Source organism: Listeria sp. SHR_NRA_18, from assembly GCF_003856515.1.
Lineage (GTDB): Bacteria > Bacillota > Bacilli > Lactobacillales > Listeriaceae > Listeria_A > Listeria_A newyorkensis.
On sequence record NZ_QPKR01000016.1, the window covers coordinates 21,168 to 39,898 of the forward strand.

Consider the following 18,731-nt stretch of genomic DNA (forward strand, 5'->3'; position numbering starts at 1 on the left):
CTTTTTAAGCAACCGAAAGCAAGTGATATTATCGAACCGCACTCACCGTTTCCAACGCCTGCTCAAAATCTTCATACAAAATATTACCAACAATAATCACATCCGCGATTGCACTCATTTCACGCGCCTGGGCGACCGTTCTGATGCCACCGCCGTACCAAAGTTTCGTGTTCACAAGCTCATCCCGCGCCGCTTGAAGCATCCGACTATCCCCAAAAACACCACTATACTCGACATAAAAAACCGGCAATCGTAGCATATTTTCCGCGATACTCGCATACGCCGCGACATCACTTTCCGTCAATTCCGTATTCGCCTTCGCCAGTTGCGCCGCTTTTGCATCCGGATTTAAAATACAATACCCTTCCACCAAAACATGCGGCCACGGAATAAAGTCACCATACTGCTTGACAATCCCATGATGCGCACCGAGCAGCCACTTCACGTCCGTCGTATTCAGCACCATCGGAATCAAATAGTGGCTAGCACCAGGCACGATCATCGCCTCATCACTAACCTCCATAAAAACCGGCAACCCCCGACTCGCAAAATCCTGAAACAATCCCTGTACCGCATCCAACTGCAATCCATCCGATCCCCCGATAATAAAACCATCCGTACCAGACCGAACCAACCGATCCACAGCCCCATCCGGCAAACACTTCGCAGGATCCAACTTAAATAAATGCCTCACATGAACCAACTCCACCCATAAAATCCCTACGAACTAGCGTGGCGCGACAAATGTTCAGATTCTAGGCAAAGCCGAGCACCGAAACGGAGCGTACGACCGTACGAGAGTATCGGAGCACAGGTTTTAACGACGAAGATGAGCGTTTGTCGCGTCACGCGCCACCTATAAGTATACCATTTTTGAGTAACTCCCGCACCACTTCCTAGACGCTTTTATGAAAATCTTTAACTTTTCCCAAAAAGAGGGATGCAATCAGAAAAATTCTGTGCTATGATAAATCTATAAAATGAGATTCTATAACGATAAGAGTCTGGTCCATAGCTCAGATAAATTGGCAATGCTGTTCTAATGTTTTCATCCTCCCCGTCAAAACAGGGTAGGCGTTTGCTCCTTATTTCGAGTTATGTTTCAGTCTTTTTTGATATGAGAGGAAGTCGGCGATGAATAGAAATAGAGAACAATGGAGTTCGAAATGGGGATTTGTTTTAGCTTCTGCTGGTTCCGCCATCGGAATCGGCGCTATTTGGAAATTACCTTATATCGCTTCCAATGCTGGCGGTGGCGCATTCTTTCTTTTGTTTACAACACTTACTTTTTTAGTAGTTCTACCTATTTTGATTGGGGAATTTATCGTGGGTCGCAGCTCACAAAGCGATGCTATCCATTCCTATAAAGTCCTTGCCCCCGGTACGTACTGGAGCTGGCTCGGAAAAATGGGCGTTTTCGGTTCCATCTTAGTGCTTGCTTTTTACGCTGTAGTTGGCGGTTGGATACTTGGTTACATTGTCAAAGCAATTAGCGGCTCCGTCAGTCATGGGAATCAAGCGCAACTGGCTCTTCAATTCGATTTAGTAACAGCCAATACAGCCATCGCTATCGCAGGAACGGGTATTTTCCTTCTATTAAATGTACTCGTTGTAACACAAGGCATTCGTGCCGGCATCGAGCGCGTAAGTAAAATTATTCTTCCCGCGTTATTCATTCTTTTTATTATTCTAATTATTCGGTCCTTAACGCTGCCAAACGCACTATCTGGCCTTCACTACTTCCTAAGCCCCGACTTCTCAAAAATTGATAGCAAGACCATCATTGTTATATTAGGTCAGGCTTTCTTCTCGCTGAGTGTCGGAATTTCGCTCATGGTGACTTACGGTTCTTACCTGAATCGCAAAACGAGCATTCCCGGTTCTTCGGCAGTTGTTGCTATTTTAAGTGTTATCATATCGCTTTTCGTCTGTCTCGCGATTTTTCCCGCGGTATTTTCGTTTGGCGTGGTGCCGAATATGGGGCCTGGTATCCTGTTCGTGATACTCCCCTCCATCTTTAACCAACTACCGTTTGGGACCTTTTTCTTCATCGTTTTCTTGATTCTGTTCTTTTTCGCAGCGCTATCATCAAGCTTTTCCTTACTTGAAACAGCAACAGCGCCGTTTATGAAGCGACTAGGAGGACGAAAATTAGGGACTTGGATCATGGGCGGCATTATCTTCTTGCTCACTATTCCAGCAGCGCTAAGCTTTGGCATTTGGAGCCACGTCACCATTTTTGGCTTGACGATATTCGCGGCCTCCGATTATTTAGCATCCAACATCATTCTACCACTAGGCGCCCTATTCACAGCAATTTTCGTCGGCTTCCGCTTACCCCGCCAACTATTATGGGACGAATTTACAGCAAGCAGCCGATTTGGTAAAAAACTATTCTTTGTCTGGCTATTATTGCTAAAATACGTAGCACCACTCGCGATTATACTGGTATTCCTGTACGCGACCGGCATCATACCTTCCTAAAACAAAAAGCGTTCCAACAACGGAGCGCTTTTTTGACTCATATCTATATCCTATCGGTGCTCTCGTACAAATCGTACGCTCCGATGCTCGCCTTTGCCTAGAATCTAAGCATTTGTCGCCCGGCTGAGGTTTGGAGGAACAGAAATAGTTTATGTTAAAACATCATTTTTCAACTTATTTATCTTTCATTCTGTCAAATACTACCTCGTACATATCATTTCCGTAGTTTAGAGAACGTTTGACGCGCGAAATCGTTGCTGTGCTGGCGCCGGTTTCTGCTTCAATAACATTATATGTCTTGCCATCGTGTAACATTCTAGCCACTTGGAACCGTTGCGACATCGATTGAATTTCGTTTACTGTGCATACATCATCAAAGAAAGCATAACATTCTTCTAAATTTTCCAGCGCTAAGATCCCTTTAAAAAACGTATCTAGACCTTCACCACGCAGTTTTTCTATTTGCATGCGTATACCTCCATTTTACTCAGACTCTTCTTTACCATTTTAACGTACTAGTGTGAATAACACAACAAGAAGGTTCAAAAAAACGGACGAACATGCTATACTATTCCTATAAAAGGGAGGTCTCAACATGAAAGCAAAAATTATCTTATTTTTCTCACTCTTATTCGTAATTATGGTAACATTTCATCTCCCAGTCTCGGCGGATCGTTCTTTTACCATACCAAAATATGAAAACTATGTCCAGATTCAACAAAACGGTACGGCACGGATTACCGAAAATGTTCGCTATGATTTCGATGGCGCATTTAATGGGGCCACGATGGATATCGATACATCCGGGCTTCCGCAGATTACAGACCTGCAAGTAGCTGTCGACGGTCAACCATTTGTTAGCAGTAACTCCGAACAAACCGGTACGTTTAAAGCGAATTATGTTGGCGATACGTTGAAAATTCGCGTTTACTCCCCAACCGATACGGCAAAAAAAGATTTCACCTACACGTATACACTAAAAAACGCGATTATCAACTACAATGACACCGCTGAATTCAATCGCAAACTGGTCGGCAAGAATTGGCAAGAAACGCTAGATCATGTCGCTATCACTATTATGCTTCCAAAAGCAACGCAAAATGGCGAACTTCAAGCCTGGGCACATGGACCGCTGGACGGAACGGTTTTGCTGCAAGATAATAAAACCGTGAAACTAACCGCTGATAACGTCAAAGCTGGGCAATTTGTTGAAGCGCACGTTATTTTTCCGAAGAATATCGTACCGTTCAATCAAAATATCCAAGCCGTCGATAAAAAAGCGGCCATTCAAGCACAAGAAGCCAAACTCGCCGATCAAGCCAATTTTAAGCGAACGCTCGCAAAAACCGTTTTTTATGGTGGCAGTTTGCTTATTTTATTCCTCGTTCTCATTACGATTAGTATCACATATATCAAATATACGAAATCCAAAGTTGCCCTTTTTAAAGATAAGTATTTCCATGATATCCCGCTCGATATGTCGCCTGCCGTTATGAATAAACTCATTTTCGCGCAGACCGGAGCCAATGATATCGTTGCAACCATCATGGATTTAGTCCGCAAAAGACAGCTCACGATTGAAGAACTTCCACACCCATCCGGCAACAAGAAAAAGGCAACCTATACAATCACAAAATTGCCAGTTCCCTCTCCAATCGAGCTGTTATCACATGAAACCCGACTTATCACATGGCTCATCGATAAAATTGGCGATGGCGAAAAAGTCACACTAAAAGAAATCAACGCCTACGCGAAGAAGAATACGACGACTTTCCGAACCGCTTTTACAAATTGGAAAAACAGCGTGGGTACCGAAGCGAAAAAATACGATTACTTTGACAAAGAAGCCAGCTCTAAAGCAACAAAACTGTTGGTTGCTGCTCTGACGGCTAGTATTTTGATCGGTATCGGGATTATTATTTTTAGCATTTTTGCGAGTATTTTCTCCCTATTTGCTTGTATTGTTAGCATTCTCGCTTTCGTGATTCTGATTGTTTTCTGGATTACTCAGTTTCCTGTAAAAAACCAAGAAGGTACGGAAGAATTTGCGAAATGGCATGCTTTTAAGCGCTATATTAAAGACGTTGGAAATATGGATATCGCAGACGTTGGATCTATCGCGATTTGGGATCATTACCTCTCCTACTCCATTTCACTCGGTCTGACGAAAGAAGTCCTAAAAGCAGCATCGATTCACTTCTCACCAGAACAAGTGCAGCAGCATTCCGGTTTGCTTTACTACTATTATGGTGGCGCCATGCTTGGCAGTGCGAATCACGCAAACATGGACACAGCCTTTGCCGAAAGCTTCCAGAGTTCCTTCGAAAGCTCGTTCAGCGGCGCCTTAGCAAGCAGCGCATCATCTGGCAGCGGTGGCGGCGGTGGATTCAGCGGCGGCTCCAGCGGTGGCGGCGGCGGCGGTTCAGGCGGCGGTGCCTTTTAACCCAATCAAAAAACGTGCGGTACATCTCAAAAAATTTTGAGGTATACTGCACGTTTTTCTTATTTCACAGCCTTCGTTCCAATATCCATCCGATAAAAGAAATCTGGGTTATCAAGCTTTTTCATTTCTTTATACAGCTGCGTTTGGGCCTCTGTCATCGATTCCGCCGTCGCCGATACGAGCAACACGCGGCCACCATTGGATACGAAAACATCGCCATCTTCTGCGCGCTTCGTTCCCGCATGGAAAACCTCAGCCTCTATGTCATCAAGTCCAGTAATCACATTGCCTTTCGCGTAGTCCTCGGGATACCCCGCACTCGCCAAAACAACGCCAAGTGTGACGCCTTCTGTTTCCCATTCCAACAACGGCTCTCGGTCATGCAACAACGCATCAATCACCTTCGCAAAATCTGATTTCAATCGCGGCAACACCACCTGCGTCTCTGGATCTCCGAATCGCGCGTTAAATTCAATCACTTTTGGGCCATCTTCGGTCACAATCAAGCCTGCGTACAAAATGCCAGAAAACGAACGGTCCTCTGCAACCATCCCTTTTGCCGCTGGAAATAAAATTTTCTGAATCGCTTCATCAACCACGGTCTGCGATATGTGTGGTACAGGCGAATACGCGCCCATTCCACCCGTGTTTGGCCCTTTATCGCCCTCGTATGCCCGTTTATGATCTTGCGCTATCGCCATTGGATACACTTTTTCACCGCGTACGAAAGCCATCAACGAGAATTCCTCGCCTGCTAAAAAGTCCTCAATCACCACTTTCGCCGACGCTTCTCCAAACTTACTATCCAACATCATATCCTTCAAAGCAAGTACGGCCTCTTCCATATCAAAAGCGACCACGACACCTTTTCCAGCCGCCAAACCATCCGCTTTAATCACAATCGGCACGCCTTTTTCCTGCAAGTAAAGATAGGCTTTCTCATAATCCGTAAACGACTCCGAATCAGCCGTAGGAATCGCATATTTTTTCATGAACTGTTTTGCAAAATCTTTACTTCCCTCAATCAAAGCCGCCTTTTTCGACGGTCCGAATGCTTTTATTCCCGCTTGTTCAAAATCATCGACCAAACCGTTTAGTAGCGGCACTTCTGGACCGACAATGACCCAATCGATCATCTTCTCCTTCGCAAAGGCAATCAAAGCCGCCGCATCTGTCTCCGAAATAGCATATGTTTTGATACCATCGCCTAGCATTCCATCATTTCCAGGCGCGCAAAATACCGTTTCCACGTCGTTACTCTCCAGCAATTTCTTACTGATCGCATGCTCACGACCACCGCTTCCGACAACTAAAATTTTCATCGCACTAACCACGCTCCTTTAATGTTTGAAATGGCGGACATGAGTGAGAACCATTGCAATACCATACTTATTCGCCATCGCAATCGAATCTTTATCCTTGATCGAACCACCTGGTTGGATAATCGCTTTGATGCCAGCCTTAGCCGCAGCCTCCACCGTATCGTCCATCGGGAAAAAGGCATCTGAAGCCAGAACCGCGCCCTCCGCCTTGTCTCCTGCTTGATTCAAGGCAATTAGTGCCGAACCAATCCGATTCATCTGTCCTGCACCAATCCCTAATGTTTGTGCAGCATTCCCGACAACAATCGCGTTCGACTTCACGTGCTTCACAATTTTCCACTGGGCGACGAGCGCTTTCCACTCACTTTCTGATGGTTGCGCATCCGTCACGACTTCATATGTCGCCACATCTTCTGCCACCGCATCGCCATCTTGCAACAATAGACAGCCAATCACCGACGTTTTTTCAACCGCATTCACTGGTCCCGCAAAAGGAACCGTCAACAAGCGAATATTCTTCTTCTCGGATAAAATCGCGAACGCTTCCTCCGAAAAACTAGGCGCAATAATAATCTCTAGGAAAATCTGACTCATATGTTTTGCCGTCGCTGCATCGACCTCCCGATTAATCGCCACAATGCCACCAAAAATCGAAGTCTCATCTGCTTCATAGGCTTTCAAATACGCTTCTTCTGGCGTAGCACCAACACCGACACCACACGGATTCATATGTTTCACAGCGACCGCGACAGGTTCTGTAAATTCAGACGCAATCCGAAGCGCCGCGTCCGTATCACGAATATTATTATACGATAACTCCTTACCGTGCAGTTGTTTCGCCTCACTAATCGAATTTTGCGTGCCAAGCGGTTCTGTATAAAAAGCCGCCTGCTGATGTGGATTCTCACCGTAACGCAGATCTTGTTTTTTGTTATACGTCAATGTTAATTTTTCAGGGAATTCCTCGCCAACAATCTCCGTTAAATAGCCCGCAATCAAGGCATCGTAAGCCGCCGTATGTCGGAAAACCTTCGCCGCTAAACGCTGATTCGTTTCAAAAGTGACCGCGCCATGATCGCCCAATTCCGCTAAAACAGGCGCATAATCCGCGCTATCAACAACGACCGTCACCGCCGCATAATTTTTCGCAGCTGAGCGCAACATCGAAGGACCGCCGATATCGATATTTTCAATCGCCTCACCAAGCTTCACGCCAGGTTTCGCAATCGTTTCTTGGAACGGATAAAGGTTCACACAAACGAGATCAATTTTAGCAATATCATGCGCTTCAATTGCCGCCATGTGCGCCGCATCATCACGACGAGCAAGCAACCCACCATGAATCGCCGGATGCAGCGTCTTCACACGACCATCCAACATCTCCGGAAAATCAGTCACTTCCTCAATCCCAATCACTGGAACCGCGCTATCCTCGAGCGCCTTCTTCGTTCCACCCGTTGAAATAACCTCAAACCCAAGCTCCACAAGCGATTTCGCGAACTCCACGACACCCGTTTTATCTGACACACTAATTAACGCTCTTTTCATGATTGTCCCCCTATTATTTTTTTGACAACTTCTGGATAAAATGCATGCTCTACTTTATGTATTCTCGTCGTGAGCGAATCGATCGTATCCTCTGGCAAAATGGCAACCGACTGCTGCGCGATAATCGGTCCCGTGTCCATTCCTGCATCGACAAAATGCGCCGTGACACCCGTTTCGGCCACGCCCGCCGTGACTGCCTGACCAATCGCATCTTTGCCAGGAAAAGCCGGGAGTAACGACGGATGCAAATTAACAATCTTGTTTTCATACGCTTCCAGTAACGTTGGTCCAATCAAACGCATATATCCCGCCAAAACGAGAAATTCTACCCCTGATTCCTGCAATTTAGCCACGATTTCCCGCTCAAAAGCCGCTTTATCCGCGAAAGCCTTCGGAGCAAAGACAAACACTGGAATTCCAGCTGCCTCTGCCCGTTCCAACACAAACGCGCCTGGTTTATCACAAACAAGCAACGCCACCGATTCCTTAATCGCCGCATCGTCCACAAGCGCCTGAAAATTACTACCCGATCCCGACGCAAAAATCGCTATTTTCATCTTAGTTGCCTCCTGTAAACACGACTTGCGCGCCATCTTCTTTCGGCGTCACTTTTCCGATCGTATACGCTTTTTCACCTTGCTCTGCTAAAATGGCAAGCGTCTGTTCCGCATCTTCCGCCGCAACGACAAGCACCATGCCAATTCCCATATTAAAAATGCCATACATCTCGTCCGCATCAATCTTACCATAGCTTTGCAGCACATCAAAAATCGGCAAAACAGGCCAAGCATCACGCGTAATCGACACCGCCAAATCCTCCGGCAATACCCGTGGCAAATTCTCGATAAAACCGCCACCCGTCACGTGCGAAATCCCGTGCACCGTTACATTTTTAATCACTTCCAAAACAGGCTTCACATAAATCCGCGTCGGCGTCAGCAACTCATCCGCAAGCGTCTTGCCCCCAAGCTCCGACAAAACCGCATCCAGCGCAAAGTCATGCTCCTTAAAGAAAATTTTGCGTACCAACGAGTATCCATTACTATGAATGCCACTCGAAGGAAGACCAATCAAGACATCGCCGGCCGCAACCCGCTCGCCCGTAATCACGTCCGCCTTCTCGACCGCACCAACCGTAAAGCCAGCCAAGTCATAATCATCCGCACCATACATGTCCGGCATCTCCGCCGTCTCACCGCCAACAAGCGCGCACCCAGCCAGCTCGCAGCCATCCGCAACACCCTTGACAATCTGCTCCATCTTGCCCGGAATCGTTTTCCCCGTCGCAATATAATCCAAGAAGAACAGCGGTTCCGCGCCCTGCGCCAAGATATCATTCACACACATCGCGACACAGTCCACGCCGATTGTATCATGCTTATCCGCCTCAATCGCAAGCAGCAACTTCGTACCAACGCCATCCGTCCCCGAAACAAGCACAGGTTCATGCAAGCCAAGCCCGCTAAGATCAAACATCCCGCCAAACGAACCAATCGCGCCCATCACACCGTTACGCTTCGTGCGAGCCACATGCTTTTGAATCCGCTCCACAACCTCATAACCCGCCTCTACATCAACGCCAGCCTTACTATACGCATTCTCTGCCATTTGCAAAATTCCCCTCTCAACGTGACTCGGCTTCTAAACTCGCCAAATATTCTTTTTCATAATCAAATAATTCCGTCGGGTAATCCCCGTTAAAATACGCCATACAAAGTCCGCCATAAGGCTCATCCGGATACGGCTTACCAACCGCTTCCACGAGTCCATCCTCCGACAAATACGTTAGCGAATCCGCACCGATAATCCGGCAAATCTCATCCACCGAATAATTCGCCGCAATCAACTCACCCCGCGTCTGAATATCAATCCCATAAAAACACGGAAAAGCAAGCGGAGGGGACGCAATTCGAACATGGACCTCGGCCGCGCCAGCATCACGCAAAAGTTGCACAATCCGGCGACTCGTCGTCCCGCGAACAATCGAATCATCAATCATGACCACCCGTTTGCCCTCAACGACACCACGTACCGCCGACAATTTCATTTTCACGCCCTGTTCCCGCAATTCCTGCGAAGGCGCAATAAACGTCCGCGCCACATAACGATTCTTAATCAAGCCCAGCTCATACGGAATGCCCGTTTCCTCCGCATAACCAATCGCCGCCGAAATACTCGAATCAGGAACCCCCGTCACCACATCCGCTTCAACAAAAGCCTCCTGCGCCAACCGTTTCCCCATCCGTTTTCGCGCCGAATGGACATTAATTCCCGCAATATTCGAGTCAGGACGCGCAAAGTAAATATACTCCATACTACAAATCGAATGCTTCACGTTTTCCGTAAACTTCTCAATATGCAAGCCATCATCATCAATAATAATCAGCTCACCCGGCTCCACGTCACGCACAAACTTCGCGCCAACCGTATCAAACGCACACGTCTCCGAAGCAATCACATACGAATCACCAATTTTTCCAATCGAAAGCGGCCTAAAACCATTCGGATCAAGCGCTGCAATCAACTCATTCTCCGTCAAAAGCATGTACGCAAAACCGCCCTGCACCTTGTTCAGCGCCACCTTCAAATCCTCCACGAACGATCCCGTTTGGCTACGCTTCAACAAATGCGCCAAAACCTCCGTATCCGAACTCGTCTGGAAAATCGCGCCTTCCTCTTCCAACTCATGGCGAAGCGTCTGCGCATTAATCAAATTCCCATTATGCGCCAGCGCCAGACTCGAATTTTGAAAGTGGAACAAAAACGGTTGCACATTGCTCAAACTCTTGCCACCAGCCGTCGCATAACGCACATGCCCAATCGCCGACTTCCCAACAAGTTCATCCAGTTCCCCGTGCTTAAACACATCCGCAAGCAGGCCTAAGTTACGATGCCCTTTTAGCGTCACACCATCCGTCGACACAATCCCAGCGCCCTCTTGCCCACGATGCTGCAAACTATGCAAACCATAATACGTAATCTGCGCCGCACTCGGATGATTCCAAATCCCGAAAATACCACATTCCTCGTTCAATCCTCTTATTTCAGTAGACATGGAATAGCCCCTTCCCAAACTTGTTTTAACTCACTAAGTTCGGCTGTAATTGCTGATTTTTCCGTTTGCACCACCAATTGCGGCACCTCTGTGACCTCGCCTAAACGCACCACTTTTTCCGTTTCAAACAACTGCTCGAATTTCGCAGCATCATCCGCTTTCACCGATACCAAGAAACGCGATTGCGATTCACTAAACAGCCATTCCTCCGCAAAAGGTACCTTAATCGCCGCGCCCAAATCGTTCGCAAAACCTGCCTCAGCAAGCGCTATCGCCAAGCCGCCTTCCGCCAAATCATGCGCCGAAGCAACAAGACCTTCACGAATCGCCGTCAACAAGAACTGTTGGTAACGCTTCTCTACCTGCAAATCAAGCTCAGGCGCGCGTCCACTAATTTTGCCTTGCTCCAATTTTTGCAATTCAGAACCGCTAAATTCCGGTTTCGTTTCACCAATCAAATAAACCACATCACCGGCCGCTTTAAAACCTTGCGTCGTAATATGCGCCACATCCTCGACTAAACCAACCATTCCAATCACCGGCGTCGGATAAATTCCTTCCCCATCCGTCTCATTATACATCGAAACATTCCCTGAAATGACTGGCGTATCAAGCTCTAGACAAGCCGCACTAATCCCGTCCGCCGCCTTCTCAATCTCCCAGAAAATCTCTGGTTTCTCCGGATTCCCAAAATTAAGACCATCCGTAATCGCCAGCGGTTTCGCGCCCGAACAAACAATATTCCGTGCCGCTTCCGCAACTGCAATCTGGCCACCTTTTTCAGGATCCAAATACAAGTAACGTGAATTACAATCCGTCGTCATCGCAATCGCCTTATTCGTGCCACGAACCCGTAGTACCGCCGCATCCGAACCAGGCGCAACCGCCGTATTCGTCCGAACTTGGTAATCAAACTGCTCATAAATATGACGCTTACTCGCAATCGTTGGCTGTCCAAGTAACGCTTTCCAAGTTGCCACAACGTCCGTCACAACCGGCGCAAAAGCCTCCTCTGCTTGGAAATCACGATAACGCTGCGGTTCCGATGAAGGCTTATGATACACCGGCGCATCCTCAGCAAGCGCATCAACCGGCACATTCGCCACGACTTCCCCGTGATGTACAATTTTATACATCTTATCATCCGTCACCGTTCCAATCGTCACAGCCTCTAAGCCATAACGCTCAAACAACGCCTTAATTTCCGCCTCATGTCCTTTTTTTACACATAAAAGCATCCGTTCCTGCGACTCCGAAAGCAACATTTCATACGCCGACATATGCGTTTCCCGTTGCGGCACATCGTCCATAATGAGCTCCAAGCCCGATCCAGCCTTCGATGCCATCTCCGAACTCGAGCTCACCAAGCCTGCCGCTCCCATATCCTGAATCCCAATCAAGATATCCGAATGATCACGAATCAAGTCCAAGCACGCCTCCAACAACAATTTCTCCATAAACGGATCGCCAACCTGAACCGCCGAACGCTGCTGCTCGCCCTCTTCACTGAATTCCACCGAGGCAAAAGTAGCCCCATGAATCCCGTCGCGCCCAGTTTTCGCGCCAACGTACATCACCGGATTACCGACACCGACCGCCTGGCCTTTTTGAATATCCTCTTTTGCAATCAAGCCAACACACATCGCGTTAACCAGCGGATTCTTCGCATAACACGGATCAAACTGCACCTCGCCGCCAACCGTCGGAATCCCAATTGAATTCCCGTAACCAGCAATCCCAGCCACGACCTCATTCACCAAATATTTCGTATGCGGGTTATCAATCTCGCCAAAACGAAGCGAATTCAACATCGCAATCGGACGCGCGCCCATCGAGAACACATCGCGAATAATCCCACCAACACCAGTCGCAGCGCCTTGATACGGCTCCACGTAAGACGGATGATTATGACTCTCCACTTTAAAAGCAACGCCAAGTCCATCACCAATATCCACAATCCCAGCACCCTCACCAGGACCTTGCAACACTTGCGGACCCTCCGTCGGGAACTTGCGCAACACCGGTTTGGAATTTTTATAACTACAATGTTCCGACCACATTACCGAAAACAAACCCGTCTCCGTATAATTCGGTTTTCTCTTCAAAATATCACAAACAAGACCATACTCACTCTCACTGAGCCCCATCGTCTCATAAATTTTCTGTTCCTCAATTTGCGCCGCTGACGGTTCCTGATTCACATTAAGCATGTACTTGTTCCTCCTTCCAAGCCTTCAACATCGATTTAAAAACGCCAAGTCCAGCCGTTCCGCCAACAACGTCCTCCACAGCACGCTCCGGATGTGGCATCATACCTAGTACATTCCCAGCCTTATTCGTAATCCCAGCAATATTCGCAATACTTCCATTAGGGTTTTCCGACGCATACGTGAACACAATTTGTCCATTCGCCCGCAATTCCGCAAGCGTCGCATCATCACAATAATAATTCCCCTCACCATGCGCCACAGGAATCCGAATCTCTTCCCCAGCCGCGTATTCCGACGTAAACATCGTCTCCGCATTCTCCACACGCAAACTCACCGTTTTACAAACAAAATGAAGATTATTATTTCGAATCAAAGCCCCAGGAAGAAGCCCACTCTCCGCCAAAATCTGAAAACCATTACAAACACCAAGCACCGGCTTACCAGTCTCCGCAAACCGCACCACTTCCGGCATAATGTTCGCAAATTTTGCAATCGCACCCGTCCGCAAGTAATCCCCATACGAGAATCCACCTGGAAGAAGCACCGCATCAAAACCGCCTAAACTCGTTTCGGCATGCCACACATATTCCGCCTCTTCACCGAGCGCATCTTCTATCGCATGCAACATATCTAAATCACAATTCGAACCTGGAAATTGAATGACCGCAAATTTCATGCTTATGCCTCCTCGATTTCATAACGATAATCTTCCATCACTGGGTTTGTCAGCAACTTATCACACATTTCATCCAAGACCGCATGAATGTCACGATCCGATTTTGCCACTTGAAGCTCCATGTATTTCCCAATCCGTACATCCTCAACCTCGCCATAATTCAAACTCTTCAGCGACCCCATCACAGCAGTCCCCTGAGGATCCAACACACTTTTCTTCAACGTCACAAACACCTTCACATTATACATTCAAACAACCTCCTTTAATCTTTTCAAAACTTCCTCATAAACCGCAGTTAAATTCCCAATATTCCGACGAAAGACATCCTTATCCAGCTTGGCATTCGTATCCCGATCCCATAATCGGCACGTATCCGGCGAAATCTCATCCGCAAGCAAAATTTCCCCATTCTCATCACGCCCAAATTCCAATTTGAAATCAATCAGCGTAATATTCATTTTTGCAAATAATTCACATAACGCCACATTCACATCAAGCGCCGCCTGCTTCAAAATCACAATCTCATCCTCCGTCGCCGCCTCCAAATAAAGCACATGCGCGTCATTAATAAACGGATCATTAAGCGCATCATCCTTATAATAAAACTCCACAATCGGCTGTTTTGTCGGCGTTCCCTCAGGCACACCAAGACGTTTTGCAAGACTGCCCGCAATCACATTTCGCACGACAACCTCCAGCGGAATAATCGCAACCGAGCGCACCAACTGCTCCGTATCCGACAACTGCTCCACAAAATGACTCTTTATCCCCGCATCACGCAAATATGTAAAAATCCGCGACGTAATCTCATTGTTCAAACGACCCTTGCTCGCAAAACTCTCCTTACGCTCCCCGTTCAGCGCCGTTGCATCATCCTTATACGCCACGCGCAACACGCCATCCTGATCCGTACTAAACAACCGTTTCGCCTTACCCTCATACAATAAATTCGCCACTATGAAAAGTCTCCTTTAAAATCAGAATTTTGACCCGAATCAAGCATGAAAAACCATGAAGACACCATAACCCTCCATAGTTTTTCATGATGCCATCCTTAAAGTCCCAAACGTTTAAAAATCATATCCACTTGTTTCAAATGATAATTATAATCAAAACAGCCATCAATCTCATCCTGAGAAAGTAAATCCGTAATCTTAGGTTCCGCCTCAACCAGCGTCTTAAACGGTACTTGCGTTTCCCAAGCTTCCATCGCTTTAGGTTGCACCGTATCATACGCTTCCTCACGAGCCATCCCCTTATCAATCAACGTCAACAACACACGCTGCGAATAAATCAGACCAAGCGTCCGATCCATATTCCGCTTCATGTTCTCCGGGAACACCGTCAAATTCTTCACGATATTACCAAAACGATTCAAAATATAATCAAGCAAAATCGTCGCATCCGGTAAAATAATCCGTTCCGCAGAAGAATGCGAAATATCACGCTCATGCCACAGCGGCACGTTCTCATACGCCGTCACCATATGCCCACGAATCACACGTGCTAAGCCCGTCACATTCTCCGAACCAATTGGATTACGCTTATGCGGCATCGCAGAAGACCCCTTTTGCCCCTTCGCAAAAAACTCTTCCACTTCACGAACCTCACTCTTTTGAAGCGCGCGAACCTCCACAGCAAATTTTTCCACAGAAGTCGCAATCAAAGCAAGCGTCGCCATATAATCCGCATGACGATCCCGTTGCAACGTCTGCGTCGAAATCGGAGCCGGCGTCGTACCCAGCTTCTCACAAACATACTCCTCCACAAAAGGATCAATGTTCGCATACGTCCCAACAGCCCCAGAAATCTTCCCGAATTCCACGCCATCCGCAGCACGATTAAACCGCTCCAAATTCCGTTTCATTTCCTCATGCCAAAGCGCCAATTTCAAGCCAAACGTCGTCGGTTCCGCGTGCACACCATGCGTACGCCCCATACAAACCGTATCCTTATACTCCTTCGCCTTGTTCGCCAAAATCTCGATAAAGCGTTCCAAATCCGCACGCAAAATCTCATTCGCCTGTTTCAAAATATACGAATTAGCCGTATCCACAACATCCGTCGACGTCAAACCATAATGCACCCACTTACGCTCATCACCAAGCGATTCCGACACACTTCTCGTAAACGCCACCACATCATGACGCGTCTCAAGCTCAATCTCCTGAATCCGCGCCACATCAAACGTCGCATTTTCACGAATCTTCGCTACATCCTCTTTCGGAATCTCACCAAGCTCCGCCCATGCCTCACAAGCTAGAATCTCAACTTCCAACCACGCCTGAAAACGATTTTGCTCCGTCCAAATATTACCCATTTCTTCTCTCGTATAACGTTCAATCATCGTTCCTCAAATCCCCCAATTAACTCCAAATTTTCATTGCACGTAATTTCTCTATCTCCACAAGCGGATTGTCACTGAGCACCGTTATATGCCCCATTTTGCGATCAATCTTCGCCTCTTGTTTCCCATAATAATGAACAAACCATTCCGGATGCGCATCCAATAGATCATTCACACCATCCACATGTTGCCCCAAAATATTCACCATCATCGCCGGGCGCAACAACTCCACCTCAAGCAGCGGCAAACCAGCAATCGCTCGAATATGCTGCGTAAACTGCGAAATATTACAAGCCTCAATCGAAAAATGTCCCGAGTTATGCGGTCTAGGCGCCAACTCATTCACGTAAATCGCTCCAGAACTCGTCACAAACATCTCCACCGCCAAAACACCTTCCAAATGAAGATACTCCGCCAGTTTGACCGCAATAGCCTCCGCCTCATGAACTGACTCCGCGTCAAGCGTCGCCGGCACAATTGTCGTATGCAATATATTATTCTTATGATCATTCTCAGCTACAGGAAAAGTCTCCACCTGCCCAGCCGCATTACGCGCCACAATCACAGAAACCTCACGCTCATACGGAATCCAAGCCTCCAGCACACACGTCCCAAAACGCAATAATCCAAGCGCCTTATCAATGTCATCCTCACTCTGAATCACATACTGCCCTTTACCATCATAACCACCCTGCGTCGTTTTAAGCACCGCCGGATAGCCCAAACTACTAATATGCTGAACAATATCATCCTTATCCACAATCACCGCATAAGGCGCCAAATTAATATTAATCGACTCCAAATACGCTTTTTCTAAAATACGATCCTGCGTAATCGACAATAACTCCGAACCCTGCGGAACACGAACAATGTCCTCAATCGAACGAATCGCGTCATTATCCACATTTTCAAATTCATATGTCACAACATCACTTTTTTCAGCCAATTCTTTCAAAGCCGCAAGATCCGTATAATTCGCAACAATCTGCTCATCCGCCACTTGCCCACACGGAGCATCCACAGTCGGATCAAGTACAATTACTCGGAATCCCATCGCCTTCGAAGCCAAAGCCATCATTCTGCCTAACTGCCCACCTCCGATAATTCCAATCGTGCTGTTTGGTAATAAATACGTTTTACTCAAGAGAATCACTACTTTCTAGAACATTTTCCTCTAGTGTATCACGTCTATTTTCCAAACGGCTAGCAATTACCTCATTTTCGACCGATAAAATTTGCGCAGCGAGCAATCCAGCATTTACCGCACCCGCCTCACCTATTGCGACAGTAGCGACTGGAACCCCTCCAGGCATCTGCACAATCGATAATAAAGAATCCAGTCCATTTAACGCTTTTGACTTCATAGGAACACCAATAACAGGTAAAGTCGTCTTCGCAGCAACCATACCTGGCAAATGAGCGGCCCCTCCAGCCCCAGCAATAATAACCTTAATCCCGCGACTTCTCGCATTTTCCGCATATGTAAACATCAAATCCGGTGTGCGGTGTGCAGAAACAACCTTCTTCTCATAAGCTATTTCTAGTTCTTCCAATACCTCACATGCCTTCCTCATCGTCTCCCAATCAGAAGTACTTCCCATAATGACACCAACTTGTGCACACATTCAATGTTCAACTCCTCAACATTCTTATTTTATCCAACACTATTTGACCTCTTCATTCTAACAATACCTGTCAGCAAAGTCAACCATAAAATCGAACAATAAAAAGAAAGTATATTTTAATGTTCGTGTTTAGTCCTGTTTTTAACAAAAAAAAGAAACTCTCCATAGAAAGTCACTTTTTCTTAACCCCACCACGAACCTGCTTAACCCAAAAGCCACCATAAATCTGCTTAGGTTCCGACGATACAATAAAAGCCTTATCATCAATCGCAATAATGCGCTGATACAACTTATTCTCATTTTTACGAGGCGTCAAGATTTCCAACATCATCCGTTCTCCATCACGCCCACTAGCGATCCAGCTAGTAACCCCATAACCAGCGTTCCTAATCTGATTAGCCAAATCCAAGTTATAGTCCTTCGTAATCACATTAACCGTAATATACCCCAAAGCAAGCCGCTCCTCAATCTTCATGCCCACAACAATACCAACACCAAAACCAAGCGCATACGCCGCAATGTTAGCAATATCATTCAAGTTACTCATAACCATTCCAAGAGCAACAATATAGACCACAATCTCGAATACACTCACGATAGCCGCACGATAACGATACCCTTTCATCGTCATCAACAACCTCACCGTATTCAACGACACATACAAAATATTAATAATAAAAATTGTGAGCACCATTCCAACAGCATCTCCCACATTAATTCCCCCTTATGCACAGCTCTTACTTATATTTTTCACTAATTACAATATCTCAAACCTAATCCTATCTTAAAATCACATAAGTATCAATACTAAATCTCAATTAAATCTTCTCATCATTAAAAAATAATTATTAGAGACAAATAAAAAAGCACTCAACAAAAAGTGAGTACTTCTTATACATTGCCCGGCGACGACCTACTCTCACAGGGGGAAGCCCCCTACTACCATCGGCGCTGAAAAGCTTAACTTCCGTGTTCGGGATGGGAACGGGTGTGACCTCTTCGCCGTAACCACCAGACAATG

Annotated in this window: 17 protein-coding genes and 1 rRNA gene; 2 read left to right on the forward strand and 16 right to left on the reverse strand. The window is 46.7% G+C overall.

Annotated features, from left to right (window positions below):
• Positions 1-28 precede the first annotated feature (28 nt).
• A complete protein-coding gene (gene pcrB / locus DUK53_RS16275; protein ID WP_036130621.1) occupies positions 29-694 on the reverse strand; it encodes a heptaprenylglyceryl phosphate synthase in 666 nt (221 codons plus the stop codon).
• 440 nt (positions 695-1,134) lie between these two features.
• Here pcrB and DUK53_RS16280 point away from each other — a divergent pair, with 440 nt between their 5' ends.
• Complete coding sequence (locus DUK53_RS16280; protein WP_036130619.1) at positions 1,135-2,484, forward strand: sodium-dependent transporter; 1,350 nt, start codon at positions 1,135-1,137, stop codon at positions 2,482-2,484.
• A 174-nt stretch (positions 2,485-2,658) separates the two neighbouring features.
• Here the strand turns inward: DUK53_RS16280 and DUK53_RS16285 are convergent, their stop codons facing one another.
• The gene (locus tag DUK53_RS16285; protein ID WP_036130617.1) at positions 2,659-2,952 is read right to left on the reverse strand and encodes a YerC/YecD family TrpR-related protein; all 294 of its coding nucleotides are present in this window, start codon (positions 2,950-2,952) and stop codon (positions 2,659-2,661) included.
• A 127-nt stretch (positions 2,953-3,079) separates the two neighbouring features.
• On the opposite strand from DUK53_RS16285, the gene DUK53_RS17745 reads away from it, so the two are divergent.
• A complete protein-coding gene (locus tag DUK53_RS17745; RefSeq protein WP_036130614.1) occupies positions 3,080-4,927 on the forward strand; it encodes a DUF2207 domain-containing protein in 1,848 nt (615 codons plus the stop codon).
• Between the two features lie 59 nt (positions 4,928-4,986).
• Here the strand turns inward: DUK53_RS17745 and purD are convergent, their stop codons facing one another.
• The 14 genes from purD to rrf all read right to left on the reverse strand — a co-directional run bounded on the left by purD (position 4,987) and on the right by rrf (position 18,726).
• The gene (gene purD, locus DUK53_RS16295; protein WP_036090045.1) at positions 4,987-6,249 is read right to left on the reverse strand and encodes a phosphoribosylamine--glycine ligase; all 1,263 of its coding nucleotides are present in this window, start codon (positions 6,247-6,249) and stop codon (positions 4,987-4,989) included.
• Positions 6,250-6,267: 18 nt separating this feature from the next.
• Positions 6,268-7,797: a bifunctional phosphoribosylaminoimidazolecarboxamide formyltransferase/IMP cyclohydrolase gene (purH, locus tag DUK53_RS16300; protein ID WP_036130612.1), complete on the reverse strand. Its 1,530-nt coding sequence runs from the start codon at positions 7,795-7,797 to the stop codon at positions 6,268-6,270.
• The gene (purN, locus tag DUK53_RS16305) at positions 7,794-8,354 is read right to left on the reverse strand and encodes a phosphoribosylglycinamide formyltransferase (RefSeq protein WP_036130609.1); all 561 of its coding nucleotides are present in this window, start codon (positions 8,352-8,354) and stop codon (positions 7,794-7,796) included. The genes purH and purN overlap by 4 nt, the downstream gene beginning before the upstream one ends.
• Before the next feature lies 1 nt (position 8,355).
• Positions 8,356-9,405, reverse strand: coding sequence for a phosphoribosylformylglycinamidine cyclo-ligase (gene purM, locus DUK53_RS16310; protein ID WP_036130608.1), 1,050 nt, complete (start codon positions 9,403-9,405; stop codon positions 8,356-8,358).
• Between the two features lie 16 nt (positions 9,406-9,421).
• Complete coding sequence (gene purF, locus DUK53_RS16315) at positions 9,422-10,852, reverse strand: amidophosphoribosyltransferase (RefSeq protein ID WP_036090056.1); 1,431 nt, start codon at positions 10,850-10,852, stop codon at positions 9,422-9,424.
• Complete coding sequence (purL, locus tag DUK53_RS16320; RefSeq protein ID WP_036090057.1) at positions 10,837-13,062, reverse strand: phosphoribosylformylglycinamidine synthase subunit PurL; 2,226 nt, start codon at positions 13,060-13,062, stop codon at positions 10,837-10,839. The genes purF and purL overlap by 16 nt, the downstream gene beginning before the upstream one ends.
• Positions 13,055-13,738 carry a phosphoribosylformylglycinamidine synthase subunit PurQ gene (purQ, locus tag DUK53_RS16325; protein ID WP_036090061.1) on the reverse strand — a complete coding sequence of 228 codons (684 nt, stop codon included), beginning with the start codon at positions 13,736-13,738 and terminating at the stop codon, positions 13,055-13,057. The genes purL and purQ overlap by 8 nt, the downstream gene beginning before the upstream one ends.
• A gap of 2 nt (positions 13,739-13,740) precedes the next feature.
• Positions 13,741-13,986, reverse strand: coding sequence for a phosphoribosylformylglycinamidine synthase subunit PurS (gene purS, locus DUK53_RS16330; RefSeq protein ID WP_036066366.1), 246 nt, complete (start codon positions 13,984-13,986; stop codon positions 13,741-13,743).
• Positions 13,987-14,697 (reverse strand): phosphoribosylaminoimidazolesuccinocarboxamide synthase, encoded by a 711-nt coding sequence (gene purC / locus DUK53_RS16335; protein ID WP_124893107.1) that lies wholly within the window; start codon positions 14,695-14,697, stop codon positions 13,987-13,989.
• A 95-nt stretch (positions 14,698-14,792) separates the two neighbouring features.
• Complete coding sequence (gene purB, locus DUK53_RS16340; RefSeq protein ID WP_036090065.1) at positions 14,793-16,085, reverse strand: adenylosuccinate lyase; 1,293 nt, start codon at positions 16,083-16,085, stop codon at positions 14,793-14,795.
• 19 nt (positions 16,086-16,104) lie between these two features.
• A complete protein-coding gene (gene purK, locus DUK53_RS16345; RefSeq protein ID WP_036130602.1) occupies positions 16,105-17,229 on the reverse strand; it encodes a 5-(carboxyamino)imidazole ribonucleotide synthase in 1,125 nt (374 codons plus the stop codon).
• Positions 17,222-17,710, reverse strand: a complete 489-nt coding sequence (purE, locus tag DUK53_RS16350) for a 5-(carboxyamino)imidazole ribonucleotide mutase (RefSeq protein WP_036061604.1) — start codon at positions 17,708-17,710, stop codon at positions 17,222-17,224. Before purE ends, purK begins: the two co-directional genes overlap by 8 nt.
• Before the next feature lie 172 nt (positions 17,711-17,882).
• Positions 17,883-18,404 (reverse strand): DUF2179 domain-containing protein, encoded by a 522-nt coding sequence (locus DUK53_RS16355; RefSeq protein ID WP_036090109.1) that lies wholly within the window; start codon positions 18,402-18,404, stop codon positions 17,883-17,885.
• A gap of 206 nt (positions 18,405-18,610) precedes the next feature.
• Positions 18,611-18,726: ribosomal RNA gene (rrf, locus tag DUK53_RS16360) — 5S ribosomal RNA — on the reverse strand.
• Positions 18,727-18,731 lie beyond the last annotated feature (5 nt).

Excerpts from the sequence above, each read along its gene's own strand:
- DUK53_RS16280 (WP_036130619.1), top strand. The coding sequence starts at position 1,135 with ATGAATAGAAATAGAGAACAATGGAGTTCGAAATGGGGATTTGTTTTA.
- DUK53_RS16285 (WP_036130617.1), bottom strand. The coding sequence starts at position 2,952 with ATGCAAATAGAAAAACTGCGTGGTGAAGGTCTAGATACGTTTTTTAAA.
- DUK53_RS17745 (WP_036130614.1), top strand. The coding sequence starts at position 3,080 with ATGAAAGCAAAAATTATCTTATTTTTCTCACTCTTATTCGTAATTATG.
- purD (WP_036090045.1), bottom strand. The coding sequence starts at position 6,249 with ATGAAAATTTTAGTTGTCGGAAGCGGTGGTCGTGAGCATGCGATCAGT.
- purH (WP_036130612.1), bottom strand. The coding sequence starts at position 7,797 with ATGAAAAGAGCGTTAATTAGTGTGTCAGATAAAACGGGTGTCGTGGAG.
- purN (WP_036130609.1), bottom strand. The coding sequence starts at position 8,354 with ATGAAAATAGCGATTTTTGCGTCGGGATCGGGTAGTAATTTTCAGGCG.
- purM (WP_036130608.1), bottom strand. The coding sequence starts at position 9,405 with ATGGCAGAGAATGCGTATAGTAAGGCTGGCGTTGATGTAGAGGCGGGT.
- purF (WP_036090056.1), bottom strand. The coding sequence starts at position 10,852 with ATGTCTACTGAAATAAGAGGATTGAACGAGGAATGTGGTATTTTCGGG.
- purL (WP_036090057.1), bottom strand. The coding sequence starts at position 13,062 with ATGCTTAATGTGAATCAGGAACCGTCAGCGGCGCAAATTGAGGAACAG.
- purQ (WP_036090061.1), bottom strand. The coding sequence starts at position 13,738 with ATGAAATTTGCGGTCATTCAATTTCCAGGTTCGAATTGTGATTTAGAT.
- purS (WP_036066366.1), bottom strand. The coding sequence starts at position 13,986 with ATGTATAATGTGAAGGTGTTTGTGACGTTGAAGAAAAGTGTGTTGGAT.
- purB (WP_036090065.1), bottom strand. The coding sequence starts at position 16,085 with ATGATTGAACGTTATACGAGAGAAGAAATGGGTAATATTTGGACGGAG.
- purE (WP_036061604.1), bottom strand. The coding sequence starts at position 17,710 with ATGTGTGCACAAGTTGGTGTCATTATGGGAAGTACTTCTGATTGGGAG.
- DUK53_RS16355 (WP_036090109.1), bottom strand. The coding sequence starts at position 18,404 with ATGGTGCTCACAATTTTTATTATTAATATTTTGTATGTGTCGTTGAAT.